This window comes from Stenotrophomonas sp. C3(2023) (assembly GCF_032911385.1).
Classification (GTDB): Bacteria; Pseudomonadota; Gammaproteobacteria; order Xanthomonadales; family Xanthomonadaceae; genus Stenotrophomonas.
Genome location: NZ_JAWJLO010000001.1, coordinates 87754 through 105047, shown reverse-complemented (window position 1 = coordinate 105047; position 17294 = coordinate 87754). Strand labels below are relative to the sequence as shown.

11 protein-coding genes are annotated in these 17294 nt (G+C 65.1%); 3 read left to right on the top strand and 8 right to left on the bottom strand.

Features of this window, described 5'->3' with window-relative positions; translation table 11 throughout:
- Positions 1-49: 49 nt before the first annotated feature.
- Both RZA67_RS00400 and RZA67_RS00395 read right to left on the bottom strand, forming a co-directional pair.
- Positions 50-463: a hypothetical protein gene (locus RZA67_RS00400; protein WP_317210548.1), complete on the bottom strand. Its 414-nt coding sequence runs from the start codon at positions 461-463 to the stop codon at positions 50-52.
- Positions 464-870: 407 nt separating this feature from the next.
- Complete coding sequence (locus tag RZA67_RS00395; protein WP_317210547.1) at positions 871-5367, bottom strand: RHS repeat-associated core domain-containing protein; 4497 nt, start codon at positions 5365-5367, stop codon at positions 871-873.
- A 471-nt stretch (positions 5368-5838) separates the two neighbouring features.
- Between RZA67_RS00395 and RZA67_RS00390 the strand changes: the two genes are divergently transcribed.
- Complete coding sequence (locus RZA67_RS00390) at positions 5839-6222, top strand: hypothetical protein (protein ID WP_317210546.1); 384 nt, start codon at positions 5839-5841, stop codon at positions 6220-6222.
- Between the two features lie 665 nt (positions 6223-6887).
- Here the strand turns inward: RZA67_RS00390 and RZA67_RS00385 are convergent.
- Positions 6888-7694 carry a hypothetical protein gene (locus RZA67_RS00385; RefSeq protein ID WP_317210545.1) on the bottom strand — a complete coding sequence of 269 codons (807 nt, stop codon included), beginning with the start codon at positions 7692-7694 and terminating at the stop codon, positions 6888-6890.
- Entirely contained in the window at positions 7691-8407 is a 717-nt protein-coding gene (locus RZA67_RS00380) for a hypothetical protein (RefSeq protein WP_317210544.1), read from the bottom strand. Before RZA67_RS00380 ends, RZA67_RS00385 begins: the two co-directional genes overlap by 4 nt.
- A 220-nt stretch (positions 8408-8627) precedes the next feature.
- Here RZA67_RS00380 and RZA67_RS00375 point away from each other — a divergent pair, with 220 nt between their 5' ends.
- The gene (locus RZA67_RS00375) at positions 8628-8957 is read left to right on the top strand and encodes a hypothetical protein (RefSeq protein WP_317210543.1); all 330 of its coding nucleotides are present in this window, start codon (positions 8628-8630) and stop codon (positions 8955-8957) included.
- A gap of 71 nt (positions 8958-9028) precedes the next feature.
- Here RZA67_RS00375 and RZA67_RS00370 read toward each other — a convergent pair whose 3' ends face one another.
- The 4 genes from RZA67_RS00370 to RZA67_RS00355 form a co-directional block, all read right to left on the bottom strand.
- Positions 9029-10414 carry an ATP-binding protein gene (locus tag RZA67_RS00370; RefSeq protein WP_317210542.1) on the bottom strand — a complete coding sequence of 462 codons (1386 nt, stop codon included), beginning with the start codon at positions 10412-10414 and terminating at the stop codon, positions 9029-9031.
- Positions 10407-11150 carry a response regulator transcription factor gene (locus RZA67_RS00365; RefSeq protein ID WP_317210541.1) on the bottom strand — a complete coding sequence of 248 codons (744 nt, stop codon included), beginning with the start codon at positions 11148-11150 and terminating at the stop codon, positions 10407-10409. The genes RZA67_RS00370 and RZA67_RS00365 overlap by 8 nt, the downstream gene beginning before the upstream one ends.
- A gap of 80 nt (positions 11151-11230) precedes the next feature.
- The gene (locus RZA67_RS00360) at positions 11231-13531 is read right to left on the bottom strand and encodes a TonB-dependent siderophore receptor (RefSeq protein ID WP_317210540.1); all 2301 of its coding nucleotides are present in this window, start codon (positions 13529-13531) and stop codon (positions 11231-11233) included.
- 167 nt (positions 13532-13698) lie between these two features.
- Entirely contained in the window at positions 13699-15813 is a 2115-nt protein-coding gene (locus RZA67_RS00355; RefSeq protein WP_317210539.1) for a TonB-dependent receptor, read from the bottom strand.
- A gap of 170 nt (positions 15814-15983) precedes the next feature.
- Here RZA67_RS00355 and RZA67_RS00350 point away from each other — a divergent pair, with 170 nt between their 5' ends.
- Positions 15984-17186: an amino acid aminotransferase gene (locus RZA67_RS00350; protein ID WP_317210538.1), complete on the top strand. Its 1203-nt coding sequence runs from the start codon at positions 15984-15986 to the stop codon at positions 17184-17186.
- Positions 17187-17294: the final 108 nt, after the last annotated feature.

Here is a 17294-nt window from a genome sequence, read left to right as displayed (position 1 = left end):
TGTCGACGATAGCCCTTGCTGTACGTTCGGACCAAAGCACTGCCATGTGTCAGCTATCCCTGGTCTCCGGCGGCAAGGTACGAGGCATGGCGACAAACTCACGCGCGAGTTGCTGGATACCTTCCCATGCAGGATGGGAAAAATCATTTATTCCTGCGCACGCATACGCGTCGCTTGGCATCTTCTCCGCAAACTTTGCAATATCTCTGATCTTATCCCGCCTTTCAGGAGACACGCCACGCCATTCGAGCAATGACTTCCCAATAAGTATTTCCTGGCGAACCTCCCATGAAACGCCTAGATGCCCGCCGTACTCATTGAAGAGCACGTCGAATGAGTTCGCCACGTCTCGAATTGCATCTTCAAAACAAAACAAGCACGTCCTCATCGAATCATCCAGATCAGATAAATCGGCAGCCATGCGCGCCTCCGCGTCATTGAAATCAGAGCCCTCCATCTTCATTCCGAATGTCAATAGTTTGCTGCTCGCTAGCACCAAGCGGAGCCGAGTATGTCGCAAAAAAAGTAGCAAGCCCAAGCGCTGACGGCGACCGCAACTCCTTCCATAAAGCATCCCTAACAGCCTTTATAGTCATAGGTTCGAGAGTTTATGAGCCTCCACCTAATACTAGACTTCAGCTTTACAACGCAGCGTTTCAAGTAATTATTTTTTGGATCCAAGCACATCTACAACAGCTTGAAATATCCATCTACTTAATAGGAACCAGGCGAAGTAAGCGATTATTGATAGATAGTTCTTTATGAAGTCAATACTCCACAATACTGCTAATCCAGACAAATAGAATGCACAAAAAAGTATGTTCTTCATCGTGGATACCCTGCCTACCATGAAAGCGCTCCTCACACGATTTAATCAGTTCTCATACCTACAAGACCTGCACCTGGTGCCAAGCAGCTATTCGGATCCCTTTCCATGAAGTCGATGATCCCATTCTTGTCACAGTCAAGCTCTGCGCAAGCCATCTCTGTAGGCTCAAGGAATGCGCCGATGCCGAACACGTAGCGGCTGGTGAGTGTCTGTACGGCGGGCCTAAACCCTCCAAGCCTGCCCACTGAAACAGTCCCTAGAGACAACTTTTTAGTGAGCGCTGAAATAATAATTCGTTCGCTCCAGTGAATTGGAGTAGTTGGGGTCTTCTCAATTATCTGGCCCAGTGCCGGGTTGTAGCCTTGTAGCGGATCTGGAGCCAATCCGAAGCGGTCCCAGAGTGCGTATGGGTTTCCGTACACATACCCATACGTGCTGATCCCACCGGCCAACCCAATCGGGTCACTCTGCACATACCGCCCGCTGGCCGCATCCAGATCACGCTGATAGTTGTAGTACAGCCCTGTCGCCGCGGTGTACTGCTGTCCCGGGAAGCGCAGATTCAGCTCATATCGCAAACCGTCACCATCAGGATCCTCTTCCGGCGCATCCGCGCCAAAGGCCTCGCCCTCCAGCGGCCAGCGCCATATCGCCACGTCGCGCTCGCTGTCGATCACCACCCGTGGCGTACCCAGATGGTCAGGCTGGACATAGGCCAGTGCCGGCACGCCAGGCGCGGGTGCGGTCATCAGCGCCACCGGGTGGTCATCCAGCCAGATCGCCTGCTGCTGCGGTTCACCCGTCGCACTGTAGTTGCCGATCCATCGCCCGGCCTCGTCGTACAACGTGACCTGCGCGGCGCCTGCCACCGGCATACGCACGATGCGCTCGCCACGGTGGTTGTAGACATAGCGCTCGACCGCCGTACTGCCATGCATCACCGTCGCCAGGCGGTTGGCGCTGTTGTAGTCGAAGACATTGCCGCCGATGCGGGTGGTGTTGCCCGCTGCATCGTGCTCGCGTGCCACGCCGTCAACCGCGCTCAGCCGATGGCTGGTGTGGGGATAGGCGTAGTGCGCGGTGCCCGCCGCGGTGGTCAGCGCCGTACGGTTGCCGGTAGCGTCGTAGGCGTAGGTGACCAGGGGCGCATCCTTGGCATCACGGGTACCGGTCAGGCGCCCGAGCGCGTCGTAGCTGAAGCCGGCGAGGCGTGTCGGGCTCGTGCCGTGCGTCAGCGCGCTGATCGCGCCCACCGCGTCATAGCTGAAGCCTACGGATAAGCCGCCGGCAGCGGGATCGTGGATGGCCAGTGGGCGATGGTCTTTGTCCAACGGGCGCTGCAGTCGACGGCCGTTTCCATACGTCCACCCGGTAGCAGGGCCGAACGCGGCGTAGGTCACGTCGTCCACTACGATCTGCCGGGGCTGGCCGGGGCGGCTCAGACCGATCTGGCGGATGCGGCCCTGCGCATCGCGCACGTAGTCGGCAACGCTGCCGTCGGGATAGGTCAGCGCGCTCAGCCGGCCGGCCTTGGTGTAGGCGTAATGCAGCGCACTGCGGGCTGTGCCGGTGATCTGCACCTTGCGGGTCACGTTGCCCACCGGGTCATGGCAGTAGAGCGTGCGCCCTCCGGCGTGCTGCACCTCAGCGAGGCGTCCGCTGGAGAAGCGCTCGTGCGCTGCACAGACCGTCGGCGCCACGTCATAGGCAAAGCCCACATCCTGGTTTGGATCGGGATAGAGGATCCCGGTCAGGCGGTCGAGCGCGTCGTAGCGGTAGCGGGCCGTCACGCCGCGCGCGTCGGTCACCTGGGTTGGGTTTCCTGCGGCATCCACGTCAAAGCGCTGCGTACCGCTGTCCGGGCTGGTCTGCCCGATGCGATCGCCCAGGCCGTTGTACGCGTAGGTGGTGAACAGGCCCTTGGGATCGGTCACCTGCATCACCTGGTCCAGCGCGTTGTAGGTCATCGCGGTGACGGCCGCGATACCGCCCTCGTCCTGCACAACACGCTGCACGCGATTGAGCGCATCGTGGTGCTGCCGCTTCACCCGCTGCAGCGCATCGGTGATGGTCTGCAGATTGCCATTGGCGTCGTAGGTGAACCCCGTGGCGTACTGACGGGCGTCGCGTAGCTGAGCCAGCTGGCCCAGCGCGTTGTAGGTGCGTGACAAGGTGCGCTGCAGCGCCCCGCCGGCATCCACAACGTCTTCGCGCAGACGGTTGCCTGCCGCATCCAGGACATAGTGGATGCTGCCGCCGCTGCTGTCCTCGATATCGGTCAGCCGTTGCGCAGCATCGTATACATAGGTAACCCGATAGCCATCCGGGTCGATGGTCTGCATGACCTGCCCGCCCGGCCAGTAGCTGAACTGCAGGCTGCGATCTTCCTCGGGTGTGCGGCCGCGTACGGTGATCGATTGCGGCCAGCCACGGGGATGATAGCTGTAGTCGGTGACGACACCATTTGCATCCTTTACCGACTGCACCCGCCCAAAGCGATCATAGGCGAGATAGTCTGTGGTCTGCCCCAACGCGTTGGTGATACGACGCAGATCGCCACGGCGGAACTGGCATTGCCCGCCATCGGCGCACCCTGTGTCGTCGGCCGGGTAGTAGGCGTGAACGGTGCTGTCAGCCACGTCGGTACGCGGGCCGTCCACGCGTCGCAGCAGTCCCGGCGACGGGCACTCGTCGGTCGGCGCTTCATCACAGTACGTGTAGCGGGTACTGCGTGCCTGGCCGGTCTCGGCATCGGTGATCGTCACCGCCACCGGCTGACGTCGCGCATTGTAGGCCACCCGGGTTTCGCGCTGGCCTGTCGTCGCGGTCAGCAGCACATTCTTTTCCAGGTCGTAGACGGTGGTGGTGCTGCGCTGCTCGGGCAGGCCGAGCGCTTCTGTCACGGTGTGGAGCCGCGTCGGCCGCCCGGTTGCAGCATCAACACCCTGCGCGTAGTGATGCTTGGTCTGGACACCGCGCCTGTCGGTGTAGGTGTCCAGACGGCGCCGGAAATCGACACTGCTGTCGTAGTACGTCCGACGGATCGTGCCCTGGGAATCGGTCACGGTGGTGACCTTGCGCGGCGGTGCATCGTCGCCACCGGGGGTAAGCCGGTAGTCGGTCTGCCGTCCCAGTGCGTCGGTCACCAGGGCGCCGCCGTGGGGGCCGTAGGCCAGTGTCACGCCATCGGCGCCACCGGCGTGCTGGCTGGAGACGACGCGCCCCAGCGCGTCATAGGCGAAGCTGCTGTACCGCCGACCGTCCTCGGCGGTGATGCCGGTCAGGTGCTGCGGGAATCGAGCATCCTCATAGTGGTAGGTCCGCACACCGCCATCGGCGAACGTCACCGTGGCCACCTGCTGCTGGCCGGTGTAGGTATAGCGCGCAAGTGCAACGCCTTCGACCAGGACGGCACTGATCAGCGCATCGTGGTCGTTTGACTGATAGACAAACTCCAGGGTGCGACCACTGCTGTGAACCACGCCAGCAAGCCGGTCATGTTCGTCGTAAACGAAGGTCTGCGTGCTGCCATCGGCAGACTGTTTTTCGATCAGCCTGCCGTCGGCAGCGAAGACCGATGTGCCAGCGGCCGAGTAAAGCGTCCAGTTGCCGTCCTGTACCAGACGATCGCCACTCGCGTCATCGGCTTCGTAGCCGTGCGCGTCTTTCTTGAATGCACGTTGGAAGCCACTGCCTTCAATGATGCCCACGCTGTCGGGACCGTCAGGCAACAGGGCCATCCCCAACGAATGGGTCCAGCCATGGCCGAAGCCGCCATTGGAGGTGGATACGCCGGAGTGATAGAACCGTGTCAGCTCCACCCATCCCAGGTCGAGATCCTGCGCGATCTCATACTTCTCACCGGTTTTTACGTTGCAGGGGTTGCCCACGGTGCCATCGCAGGTCGACTGGCCGTCCTTCTCGTCTGAAGGGCAGTTCGCACTTGCACCGTCCTTGTCGCAGCGTTGTGCACGTGTGCTGATGGTGGCCACGAACTCTTCGTTGACGCAGGCGCCGTGGGTATTGGACCAGCGCGTCAGCGGCACCGGACACTGCAGGCGCCGGTAGCGGAGGAAGGGCTGGTTCGACTCATGCGCCTCACACGGCGACATCGGCGTGTTGTCGCCCGTCATGTGGGTCATGCGGAACGTCCGGGTCTCCGACACGCCCTCGTAACCGGGGCCCACGACGTGCCATTCATCGGTCGGTGTCACTGCTGCGCCCGGGCAGTACGGGTTGCTGGCCTCGAGGTTGGCGAGCATGGCGGCCACCATGGCCTCTTCGCTGGTGAATATCGCCGTGCTCATGTACGACCAGTCGGGGTCCAGCGGCGCGGATTTTCCCATCCAGTAGGTGATCGACAGCGTGCCATCCAGCCCCACCGTTTTCGACTTGATCGTGTTCACCGATTTCCAGCCAAACTGCAGGGCAGGCGGAAACGGGGCCGGCGCCGGCAACGATGCCAGTGCGCGCACGGCATCCTGCTGGGTTGCGTAGGCAGTGGCATTGCCCGCGGGTTGGGTGATGTGCCAGGTCACGCGGCTTTCCTGTGCAGCCGCTGGCACGATACAGGTGCAGATCATCGCCACTGCGAGGTGCGGGAGCCTGGTCAATCCGTTTGCCATCCTTGTTCTCCAGTCGTGCGGCGCCCGATCACGGGCGCACGAAGCCAGCACGAACGTCATCGGCGTTGCGATGCCCGTTCCTGCGGCGTTGGTTTCTTGGGGTGCTCAGCGGCAGTGCACAGCAGATCCGTTGCGCTGGAAGTCCGTTGTCGTGCACTGCGCAGGACGCTGACGTCCATGCAGAAAAGAGTGACATGCGCGTTTACGCGCGTTGAGTGCTCAAGCCGTCAACAAGGGTTTTACTTAATCGTTTCTTTCGAAGAGCTTTTTGATTTCGATAGAAGAAAACCTGCTCCCGATGGCGCAGGAACGCACCGGCACCCTGCGGACACTGCGGCATCCTCGACGACGTGGCCGCCTGACCCGGCTTACAATGTGGCCATGATGGCGATGCTGAAAAACCTGCTGTTCTCGCTGCTGGCCCTGCTTGGCGGCTTCATCGCGCTCGCACTGGTGACGACGGTGGCCAGCTGGCTTCCGCCGTTGCTGCGTCTGCAGCCTGACAGCGTGGCGCAGTTGATCTGGGACCTGGTGTTCACCGTGCTCGGCGGCATCGTGGCGGTGGGCTTTACCACCCGTCACGCCCCGCGCTGGCCGCGCAGCCATGGCGGTGCACTGTGGCTGTTGATCGCCGCTGCCGCGCTGTGGGCCTGTCTGAGTCCACAGTACGACCTGCCGCGCTGGTTCGTGCTGGCACTGCTGCTTTCGCTGCCGGTGCAACTGCTGGCGGGGCTGTATCTGGGCCGTCGCAGCGCGCGTAGCCGCTGAGTTCTCCGTTTGCCGACCATCGGACGCGCCGCAACACGCATTTGATCAGTGCCGACCAGGCTCGTTGATCGCTGGGGTGACCGGCACTGCCGCACGGGGGTCGAGGGCGTAACTGCGCCTTGGCGTGCGGTGTTCCCTCCACAGGTCCAACGGAATCACATCTGATGCGCACTCTCTTCCGGGGCGACTGGGGCGCCCTGGTGTCCTGCTCCAAGCCCAGGCACAGCAATCGCAGCAACGCGAACTCGGGCATCAACTTCCGCCCGATGGGCCGTTTCCTGGATGCATCCGGCACGCATGGTTCGCAGGTGGCCGCAGTGCTGGCCCGTGATGCCGGCATCGTCATCAACAACCGCATGAACAAGGATAAGACCAGCCGCATCGTGTTCCAGGACAAGGTGAGTGACCGCATCTACCTCAACGGGCAGGACCATTGGGGCGCGACGGCGTCGGTGCAGTTCAAGCCCGGCGATGGCTTCTCGCTGTGCTTCGATGCCCTGTTCGGCGGCTACCACACCCACGAGGACGAGTACGATGCGGCAGCCTACTCGGCGTCCAGCCGCAACACGCTGGACACCATCCATGCCTGCGACGCGATGCCTGGGCATCCGCGCGGACTTCTGAACGCGATGACGGGTGGGGGCGTTGCCCCCGCCCGTCCTGTGTTACCAGCTGGCGGTCAACGTCGCGCCGGCATCCGGGTTCTGCTCGACGCTGAGATGGATCTGGTCACGGCTTGCAGTGCCAGGCGCCGAGAACGTGCAGGGGATACCAGGCTGGAGCGTACCAGTACAGCCCAGTTTTCTCTTTCTCTGGCCTGCGTAGTACCAGACCTTCAGATCCAGCGGGTCGCTGCCTGAGGTGGTCAGGGTCACATTGGTCCACTTGGGAACGGTGGCGCGCAGGCGTGGCCGGGAGCCGATCAGATATTTGAGGGCGACGGGCTCACCGTTGGCCAGCGTCAGGTTTCCATTGAAGATCTCCGGGGTTACCGCCATGAACGACATGGCTACGTTCATCGGTGTATCGCCGGTCTCGATGAGGAATACCAGATCATCCCCGTAGAGGGCGGTCGTGGTCAGACTGCTCAGCTGGTATCCGGCGCGGTGTTTTTTTCCATCGAGCTCCCAGTTTTCACTGTAGGTCGACGCTGTGGAGTGGCGTGCGCGGATGGTGCCTTTCAGTGGCCGGTTGTCTGTGGATGCGATGTAGAGGAACGGGAACGTTTCGAGTGGTACATGCAGGTGCACTTCCTGGCGGCTGTAAGCAGGCACATGCAGGTTGTCTGCTTCGTCGGGCGCCATGACGGAGATCACCGGAGGGGTATCGGCGGCGCGCACCGGCAGCCCAGCGAGTGCGTTCAAGGGGATCACCAGCGGGAGGGCACTGAGCATCAGCAGTCGCATGACAAGGTTCTCCGTTCTACAACCGTTGAACGCCGGCACGCGGCCGCGCGCCAGCAGCTGAGTCACCACGTTGCCGAGATGTGCGCGCTGCGGTCCACGCCGTACACATACACACGGGCTTTTCCCGAGGGCGAGGTGAAGGTGCAGGTATTGCTGGGCTCAAGCGGACCGTCGCACTGCGTCAGGCGATGCCAGCCGCCGTCAGCGGCCTGTGTGTCGTAGACACGCATTGCGAACGGTTTTCCATCCCACAGTTTGAAGGTGACGCGGGCCCCGGCCGGCGCATCGACGTCAAGCCAGGTGGAACGGCTGCTTGCGTAGTTCATCGACTGCAGCTCGCCGTTCTTCAGTTCCGCCCCTGTATAGCCCGACGGCGGATTCAGCATGTACTCGAAGTTGAAGTTGAGTGGTCTGTCGCCCGCTGTAAGACGCAGGTCCTTCCCGCTTTCGGCGGTATCGGTCTCTCCCCGAACTGCGAAAATTCCTGCGGTTCTGGCCTGCCCCTTCATTTCCCACGTCTGGATGTTCTCAGGCCTTTGGATCTCGATGAGTTCCAGTCTGCCTTGCAACGCGGTTCCGTCGGTGGATTCGATGAAGAAGAACTCGCTGCCAGGATGGACATGATGGAGACGGAACTCTCGTGTGCCATGTGCAGGCACATACAGGTGCTTGCCGTAAGCGGGCGCGGTCAGCTCGATCCTGTCTGTACTGTCAGATGCCACGGGTGCCTTGATCGCCCCTGTGGCATGCTGGATGAAAGCTAACTGCAGCACGATCATGCAAGCGGTGGGCGTTCTCATGACAGGGCACCTCCATGACACCGAGCGGGCTGCAGCAGTGTCTCTCCCTGTCAGCATGCGGCGGTAGAGTGAGGGCCGACATCGGTCCCAGGCAGACAGTTTCCTGTCCCGGGTCAAGATGTTGATGACACGGAGTTCGCAAGGGCTTTACCTGCGACGCGCTGTAGTGGGGGCACATCCCTCACGCCGAGAATCCTCCATGAACCGCGACAGCCGCGACCCTATGCGCGAAGCTCATACGCCGGAACCCGGCGAGCTGCGTGCCAAACATGACCTTGCCGAAGCGGAGTACCGGGGGCAGGGCGTGAACGTGCCTGCTGAAGACCACCTTCCCGTTGCGGTGAAGGCGGAGCAGGCGGCACAGGACCGTAAAGACTGTGGCGACCGGCACCGCGGCGGTCAGGAAAGTCCTCTGCAGAAGCGCGAGCGCAAACAGAAGGCCAGCGACAACCAGGATGAGGCGCTGGAGGAAACCTTCCCGGCCAGCGATCCGACATCGCCATTCGTGCCGGCCAAAGCACCGGACTGAGCGCTGTTGTGAAGCCGACCCATGGTCGGCTGCTCTGCGGACGAGTCGCGGTGGCCGAGCTGCGCTTGGCGCTATCGCGGCAGCGTGATGCGTACGCGCAGGCCGTGGCCGGCAGGGCCATCGTCCAGGCTTAGTTGGCCACCATGGGCCTGTACGATGGCCACGGCAATGCTCAGGCCGAGTCCGGTTCCGCCATGGCGTGCGCTGCGCGAAGCTTCGAGCCGCTGGAAGGGTTGGAGCATGCGTTCGCGCTGGTCAGGCGGAATGCCAGGGCCGGCATCGATGACACTGATTTCCACCAGGCCTTCGTTTTCAGCCAGGGTAATGCAGGCGCTGCCGCCGTAGCGCACCGCATTGTCGACCACATTGGCCAGCGCGCGCTTGAGGCTGCGCGCATAGCCCGGGTACGGTGCCAGCAGCGGCCCGCTGAAGGTAACAGGGTGACCTGCCTCAACGGCATCGTCGGCCACCGTCTGCAGCAGGGCATGCAGATCCAGCGGCTCACGTGCCCCGCGCAGTTGATTGGCACTGCTGTAATCCAGGATGGAGTCGACCAGCTCCTGCATGTCGTCCAGGTCAGCGCGCCAGCGCGCGCGCGCCGTTGCGTCGGGCAGCATTTCGGTACGCAGACGTAATCGTGTCAACGGCGAACGCAGATCGTGCGATACCGCAGCGAGCAGTTCTTCGCGCGCATGCGCGCTCTGCTGCAGCTGCGCCTGCATCTGGTTGAAGGCCTGTGCCGCCTGGCGCACCTCCTGTGGCCCCTCGGTCGGCAGTGGTGGCGCGTGCAGGTCCTGCCCAAGATCCTGCGCCGCTTTGGCCAGACGGGTCAGCGGCTGCGTCAGCCAACGCACCACCACCAACGCCAGCAGCACGATCAACAGCGTGCGCAGCCCGTAGATGCGAAGCAGGTAGTCCACCAACGCGTGTCGGGGTTTGAGCTCCAGCCCGGCCTGCCCCTCGCTCACATCGAACTGCAGCCACTGGCCGTGCCGGCTCTGCACCTGCAGTGCGAACTCCCCGCGCACATGTCGTGCGGACAGAACCGCCTCGTCGCGGCGCCCGTCGACGTCATACAGCCGCAGCTGCTGCAGGTACAACGGCCGTTCGCTGCCCAGCTCCGCTGCCAGCGCCTGGCGCAGCAGCCGCTCCACCGGGCGGTCACGGCGGCTCAGCGGCGGCCGGCTCGGCGTCTGCACCTGGCGCACCTTGAAGTCGGCCGTGCTCAGCAGCGCCGGGTCGGCATCCACCAGCGGCGAGGCAGGCCGCTCCAGCAGCTGCAGCGTCTGCGCCACATGGGCGGCCGCCAGGCGTGCAGGAATCTCAGCCACCTTTTCATAGCGCGCCTCGCGCCACACCGTGCCGGTGAGCAGCTGCGCCAGCAGCATGCCGGCCACCAGCACCAGCACCAGGCGACCGTACAGGGTGCGCGGCCAGCCCAGGCGCCGCTCAGCCATCGCGCTGCACCGGGCCGGCCAGCGTATAACCGCGGTGGCGCACGGTGCGGATCAACTGCGGCGTGCGGCTGTCGGTTTCCAGCACCTGGCGCAGGCGGCTCACGCAGACGTCGATGGCGCGGTCGCCGGGCAGGCGGTCACGGCCATACACCTGTTCGGCCAGATGGTCGCGGTCCAGCACCTGGTCGGGATGACGCGCCAGCAACAGCAGCAGGCTGTAATCGGAACCGCCCAGCGGCAGCGGCGACCCCTGTGCATCTGTGAGCTGGCGCATGCGCGTGTCCAGCGTGAAGCCGGCAAACCGCAGCCGGGCTGGCAGCGGATCGGCGTTGATGCCGGTGCGGCGCAGTACGGCGCGCAGCCGGGCCAGCAGTTCGCGCGGGTCGAACGGCTTGGCGATGTAGTCGTCGGCGCCGGTTTCCAGGCCAACGATGCGGTCGGTCGCCCGCCCGCGTGCAGTCAGCATGATCACCGGCAGGTTGCTGCGGTCGCGCAGCTGCCGGCACAGCGTCAGGCCATCGTCACCGGGCAGCATCAGGTCGAGTACCACGGCATCGAAGTGACGTGCGGCCAACGCCTGCCACATGGCGCTGCCATCGCCGGCCGCGTCGGCGCGCAGGCCGGCCTGCCCGAGGTACTCGGCCAGCAGTGCACCGATCTCCGGGTCGTCGTCGACGATCAGGATCGAGGCACCTTCGGTGCTGACGGGTGGGCGCGGCGCGGCGGAACGGCTCATCTGCCCATCTTCCCAGATGCGCGGCAACCCTGCAGGCAGACCTGCAGGGCCGCTGCGCGCACCGCTGGCGACGGGACCGGTCAGAACCGGGCCCGGATCGTGAAGGTGGTCGAGCGCGGCTCACCGAAGATCAGCCCATCGTAGAAGCCATACTGGGTGTAGTAGATCTTGTCGGTGAGGTTGTTGATGTTCAGCGCCAGCTGCACATGCTCGCTGAGCTCATAGCGGGCCATCAGGTTGGTCAGCGTGTAGCCGCCCATCGGCAGGTTGCTGGCGTCGTACTGCCCGTTGCCCAGCGGACGACCGGGGTTGGTCGACATCACCGTGCCGCTCTGTGCCGAAAGACCACCGCCGACGGTCAGCCTGGACCAGGCACCCGGCAGGGTCCAGGCCACGTTCAAGCGCAGCAGATGGCGCGGGTCCTGCTGGTAGGACAGCCCGTCGACCTGCAGCCAGGTGTAGCCCGCGTAGACGTTCAGGCCCTGCGCGAGGCGGCCGGAAATCTCCAGGTCCGCGCCCTTCGACTTCACTCCGTCCACCGCACGGTAGATCGCCAGGCCCGTTTCCGGGTGGACCTCGCCGGTGTTTTCGGCCACGTTGTTCTGTGCATTGCGGAACACCGCCAGCGCGGCATTGAGTCCTCCGTCGAGCCATTCGCCCTTGATGCCCGCTTCGTGGCTCTTGCCGGTGACCGGGTCGAGCAGGCTGTCGTTGGCATCGCGCACATTGCCCTGCGGGCTGAACACATCGGTGTAGCTCACGTACGCCGAGTAGTTCGGGGCGAAGTCCCACACCAGGCCTGCGTATGGGTTGACCACCTGCTGCTCGCCACTGCCGGGGCCACGCGTGCGCGCGTTGTCGCGGGTGTAGGCCTGCACGTAGGTCTTGTAGTTGCTGATGCGGGTACCCGCCACCAGCGCAAGGTCATCAACCAGACTGAAGCGTCCGGCCAGGTAGCCACCCAGGTTCTCGGTGATGGTCTTGTTGCGCGCCGCGGTGCGGAAGGTCTCAAACCCTGCGTAGCTGCCATCCCAGGTGCGCCAGTTGGCGATGGGCAGGCCCACGGCACGGTACTGGCAGCCACTCCACGGCGTGACGCCCGCGATGGTGCAGTTGCCCAGCGCGGCGCTGAAGGTGTAGTCGGTGGTTTCGCTGCGGTAGCCGTTGAAACCGGCCATCAGCTGATGTTCGCGGCCGAACAGCTGCAGCGGACCGCTGACGCTGATATCCAGATTGTCGCGACCGGTTTCCGCCTCGCTGTGGATGGCATTGAGGAAGGCGCCACTGCCGTCGGGGTTCCAGAAACCTGCAAAGCCTTGGCCGCGCGCGGCGTTGTTGACCTTGGCCACGCCGTAGTTGGTGTAGCTCTCGCCGCTGTCATGGCTGGCGGCCACGCGCAGCTTCCAGCCAGCGCCGAGCAGCTGTTCGACACTGCCGAACACCGTGGTGCTGTCACGCTTGGCCAGGCTCCAGTTGGCCGCCGGATTGGTGCTTCGCGGCAGCTGCGCGCGGCTGCCGTCGGCCCACCAGATCGGCACATTGCTGCCCCACGAGGCGCCCCCGTTGCGGGTCTTTTCGTACTGCACGCCGAGGTTGACCACGGTGCTGGCACCCAGGTCGGCTTCCAGGCTGGCCAGCCCCGCCAGTCGCTGGATGTCCTCGCGCTGGCGGAAGGTTTCCGAATCCTCGGCGCTGATCACCACGCGGCTGCGCACCCGGCCGTCGGCGCTCAGCGGCAGGTTGATGTCGCCCATCAGCCGGCGCTTGTCATGGCTGCCCACGGTGAGCGCGGCGGCACCGCCGAACTCGCGGGTCGGTCGCTTGCGCTCCAGGTAGACCGTCGCCGACGGATCACCGGTGCCGCCGAGCAGGCCATTGGCACCGCGTACCACCTGCACATGGTCATACAGGTCCATGTTCAGCGCGGCGCCGCCGCCACTGAAGCTGGTCTGCCCGTTGACCAGCATGCCGTCGACCTTGAAGTTGCCGATGTCGAAGCCGCGCGCCCGGAACGTGGTGCGGCCGGCATTGTCCAGCGAATAGGTGGTGATGCCGGTGGTGCTGGTCAGCACGTCGTTGATTGATTCGATCTGCAGGTCGTCCATCTGCTGCCGGGTAACGGTGGTTACCGACTGCGGGGTCTGCCGCAGGCTCAGGTCCAGCCCGGTGGCCGCGCTGCTGGCCGGCAGCGTGTAACTGTCGGCCTGGCTGATGCGGCGCGCGGTGACTTCCAGCGCATCGAGCGTGGTCGGCTGGGCCTCGCTGACCGTGTCAGCCAGGGCAACGGCGGGCAGGGCCAGGCAGATGGCCAGCGCGAGCAGGCGCGGGCACGGCAACGCAGCGCGCGGCTGACCCGCGCGGCAGAGAGCATCGGCAATCACAGTGGGGTCCTTCGTGGATGTAAATGGGATCGGTTCCCATTCGCATCATTCTAAAGGCTGTCAGGAGGTGTCGACGCTTAAGTTTGTAATGGTTTGTAATGGCGCGATGCATGCGCCCAATTGAGCTGCGGTACGCTGCCCGACCCGTTCCTGCACGAGGCAAGGGTTCAGCGCCACGACCATTGCAGGCCGACGCTGGCGCGGCGGTCGGGACCGGGTTCGTAATAGCGCCCGTTGCCATCGTTGACGATCACCGAGCCGATGTAGCGCTGGTCCAGCAGGTTGTCCACGCGCGCAAACGCACGCAACGCGCCACTGTGCAGCGCCCACTGGTAGCCACCTTCCAGATGCACCAGCGCGTAGCCGGCGGCGCGTTCGGTGGCCAGGTCGTTGACCACGGTATCGCTGCTGGCCGCCGCCTCGAGCGCCCACTGCCATGCCCCCGGCGACCATTGCAGGCGCGCGAAGGCCTGCTGCCGCGGTACGCCGGGCAGGCGGCTGCCTGCGGGCACCACGGTGTCGGGAACGCTGCAGCCGCTGCCGGCACAGGTGAGGTAGGGCGAGCGCACCTGCGCCTGCAGCCAGGTCCAGGCCAGCTGCAGCTGCAGGTCCTGGCCCAGCGGCTGCCGGTATTCCAGCTCGGCCCCCTGCCGACGGGTGCGGCCGATGGTGCGGTAGGTGCTGCGACCGTTGGTGTTGCTGGCCACCGCCAGCTCATCACGGGTCTCGGCCCGGAACAGGCTCAGCTCAAGCTGGCGGCCATCCTGGGCATGCCACTTGCTGCCGACCTCAAGGTTGCGGCTGCGTGCGGCCGCCAGCCCCAGCGCCAGCCCGGCCCGGCCGTCGGCCCGGTAGCCCAGTTCGTTGAACGTGGGGGTCTCAAAGCCACGCCCGAACGCCGCGTGCAGGCGCCACTGCGGGGTGAGCGCAACGCTGAGCCCGGCCACCGGCGTGGTCGCCTGGTAGCGGCGATGGCCGCTGTCATCGGGATTGGCGCCGGTCACATAGCGGTCCTCGGAGCGGAAGCGCACCGTACTGTGGCGGGCCCCGGCCAGCACCGACCAGCGCTCGCTCCATTGCCACCAGGCCTGCACGAACTGGTCCAGGTTCTGCACGGTGTCGCGCTGGTCGCGGCGCAGGCGCCCGCGTACACCCAGGGTGTCGCCAATGAAGTTCTCATGGCCGGTGCGCGCCTGCCGCTGGCGGTCGGCGTTGGCTCCCAGCAGCAGGTCCAGCGGTCGTCCGGCCAGCTCGCCCTGCCAGCCCCAGCGCGCGTCGAGCCCGCCATAAGCGGCATCCAGATCGATGACGCCACCGGCATGCAGGGGGTTGGCCTGCGGGCCCGGCGGGATGGCCAGGAACTGGGTTACCTCACGCTGGCCGGCGTAGCCCATCAGCTGCCAGCGCTGCGCGCCCTGCTCCCGGCTCCAGCGCAGGCCTGCCTGCTGCTGGCGGGCCGATTTGCGCGTGTTGTACTGGCCCGCCACCGCCGTGGCCTGGCGCGGGTTGGCCGTGGCCTGGGCACGGGTCAGGCCCAGCGGGTCCTGTGCATCAGGCGCGTCGAAAAAGTTGAGCAGCAGGTCCAGCCGGCCATCGCCCAGCTCGCCGCCGATGCGCGCGGAGAGGGAGTCACGGCGCGCGCGGCTGTGTTCACGCCAGCCGTCGGTGCGGAAATGGTTGGCGGCGATGTTGTAGTCCAGCGCCCCCTGCGCCCCGCGCAGCTGCGCCCCCACACTGAGGGTGTTGTCGGCGCCTGCGTTCACCCGCAGCCGCCACGGGTCACCCGCGCGTCCCGGCGCGCTCCACACCTGCAGCACGCCGCCCGATGAGTTTCCGTACAACGCCGAGAACGGCCCGCGCAGGACCTCGATGCGCTCGGCACCAAGCAGGCTGGCATGGGAAAGCTGGCCCTGGCCGTCGGGCATGGTGGCCGGCACCCCGTCGACCAGCACGCGCACGCCGCGCACGCCGAAGGTGGAACGTGCGCCGAAGCCGCGGACCGACAGCTGCGTGTCCTGGGCGTAGTTCTGGCGTTCGCGCGCCAGCAGCCCAGGTACCCCGCCCAGTGCCTCGGCGAGCTGCATGCCGGCACCGGCACGGTCCTCGCCCACCCACACCGTGGTGGAACTGGCCGGCAGCGCGAAGGGGTCGACCCGCTGCACCCGCGCGGCCTGCACCTCCACCGCTGGCAGCGCCTGCGTCGCGTTGCCCGGCGCAGCCAGTGCGGGCAGGGGCAGCAGGGCACACAGCAGGGGCAGGCGTCGTGCGAGCGGGCAGTTCATCATTCAGCTTCAACCACGGCAGGAAAACGACGTCGCAGTTTAGGCCGCACGGCGTGACGAGCGGCACCGCGCCACCTGCCCGCTTTGTTACGATGGCCGGGTTTCGTCGGCATGAGGCTGGCGTGACGAGTGCTCGACGCATCCCCCTCACACAACGAATGAGTACCGCCGTGTCCTTCTTTGCAAATGTGGAACTGGTCCCGGGCGACCCGATTCTGGGCCTGACCGAGGCGTACAACGCCGACGGTCGCCAGACCAAGGTCAACCTGGGCGTGGGCATCTATTACGACGAAAGCGGCCGTATTCCGCTGCTTCGCGCCGTCAAGCAGATCGAGCAGCAGCTCGCCAATGAGGCCAAACCGCGCGGCTATCTGCCGATCGACGGCCTGCCCGCGTATACCCAGGCCACCCGCGAGCTGGTGTTCGGCAAGGACTCGGACCTGCTGGCCGCCGGTCGCGTCTCCACCACCCAGACGGTCGGCGGCAGCGGTGCGCTGCGCGTGGGCGCAGACCTGCTGAAGAAGCTGCTGCCGCACGCCACCATCGCCATCAGCAACCCGAGCTGGGAAAACCACCGCGCGGTGTTCGGTGCGGCGGGCTTTGAAGTGGTGGAATACAGCTATTTCGACAGCAGCACCCATGGCGTGAACTTCCCCGCCATGCTGGCCGACCTCAACACTCTGCTGCCGGGCACCGTGGTGCTGCTGCACGCGTGCTGCCACAACCCGACCGGCGCCGACCTGACCGTGGCGCAGTGGCAGGAAGTGGCCGCGCTGATGAAGGAACGGCAGCTGTTCCCGTTCATCGACATGGCCTACCAGGGCTTCGACAAGGGCATCGAGCAGGACGGCGCTGCCGTGCGTATCGTCGCCGAGGCCGGCATCGACAGCTTCATCGTCGCCAACTCGTACTCCAAGTCGTTCTCGCTGTACGGCGAACGCGTGGGTGCGCTGTCGGTGGTGGCACCGAACGCGGCCGACGCCAAGGCCGTGCAGTCGCAGGTCAAGCGCATCATCCGCACCATCTATTCCAGTCCCTCCACCCACGGCGCGGCCCTGGTGGCCGGTGTGCTCAACAGCCCGGAACTGCGTGCGATGTGGGAGCAGGAGCTGACCGAGATGCGCGAGCGCATCCACGCCCTGCGCGGTGGCCTGGTGGAAAAGCTGGCGGCTGCCGGCGCACCGCAGTTCGGCTTCATCAACGACCAGGCGGGCATGTTCTCGTATTCCGGCCTGAGCCGGCCGCAGGTGGACCGTCTGCGCGATGAGTTCGGCATCTACGCGGTGGGCACCGGCCGCATCTGCGTGGCCGCGCTCAGCCAGGGCAACCTGGACTACGTGGCGCAGGCCGTGGCGACCGTCGCCAGGGGCTGATTCCACTGCCACATGCAGCACCGACAAAGGCGCCGCACGGCGCCTTTGTCATGCCGGCAGGCCGAAATGCCGCTGGAAACGGTTTACTTCCCTGCGCCATCGCCCACG

Bases quoted from the DNA above. Each gene is read 5' to 3' on its own strand.
- RZA67_RS00400 (WP_317210548.1), bottom strand. From the start codon at position 463: ATGAAGATGGAGGGCTCTGATTTCAATGACGCGGAGGCGCGCATGGCT.
- RZA67_RS00390 (WP_317210546.1), top strand. From the start codon at position 5,839: ATGGCGATGCTGAAAAACCTGCTGTTCTCGCTGCTGGCCCTGCTTGGC.
- RZA67_RS00380 (WP_317210544.1), bottom strand. From the start codon at position 8,407: ATGATCGTGCTGCAGTTAGCTTTCATCCAGCATGCCACAGGGGCGATC.
- RZA67_RS00375 (WP_317210543.1), top strand. From the start codon at position 8,628: ATGAACCGCGACAGCCGCGACCCTATGCGCGAAGCTCATACGCCGGAA.
- RZA67_RS00370 (WP_317210542.1), bottom strand. From the start codon at position 10,414: ATGGCTGAGCGGCGCCTGGGCTGGCCGCGCACCCTGTACGGTCGCCTG.
- RZA67_RS00365 (WP_317210541.1), bottom strand. From the start codon at position 11,150: ATGAGCCGTTCCGCCGCGCCGCGCCCACCCGTCAGCACCGAAGGTGCC.
- RZA67_RS00355 (WP_317210539.1), bottom strand. From the start codon at position 15,813: ATGAACTGCCCGCTCGCACGACGCCTGCCCCTGCTGTGTGCCCTGCTG.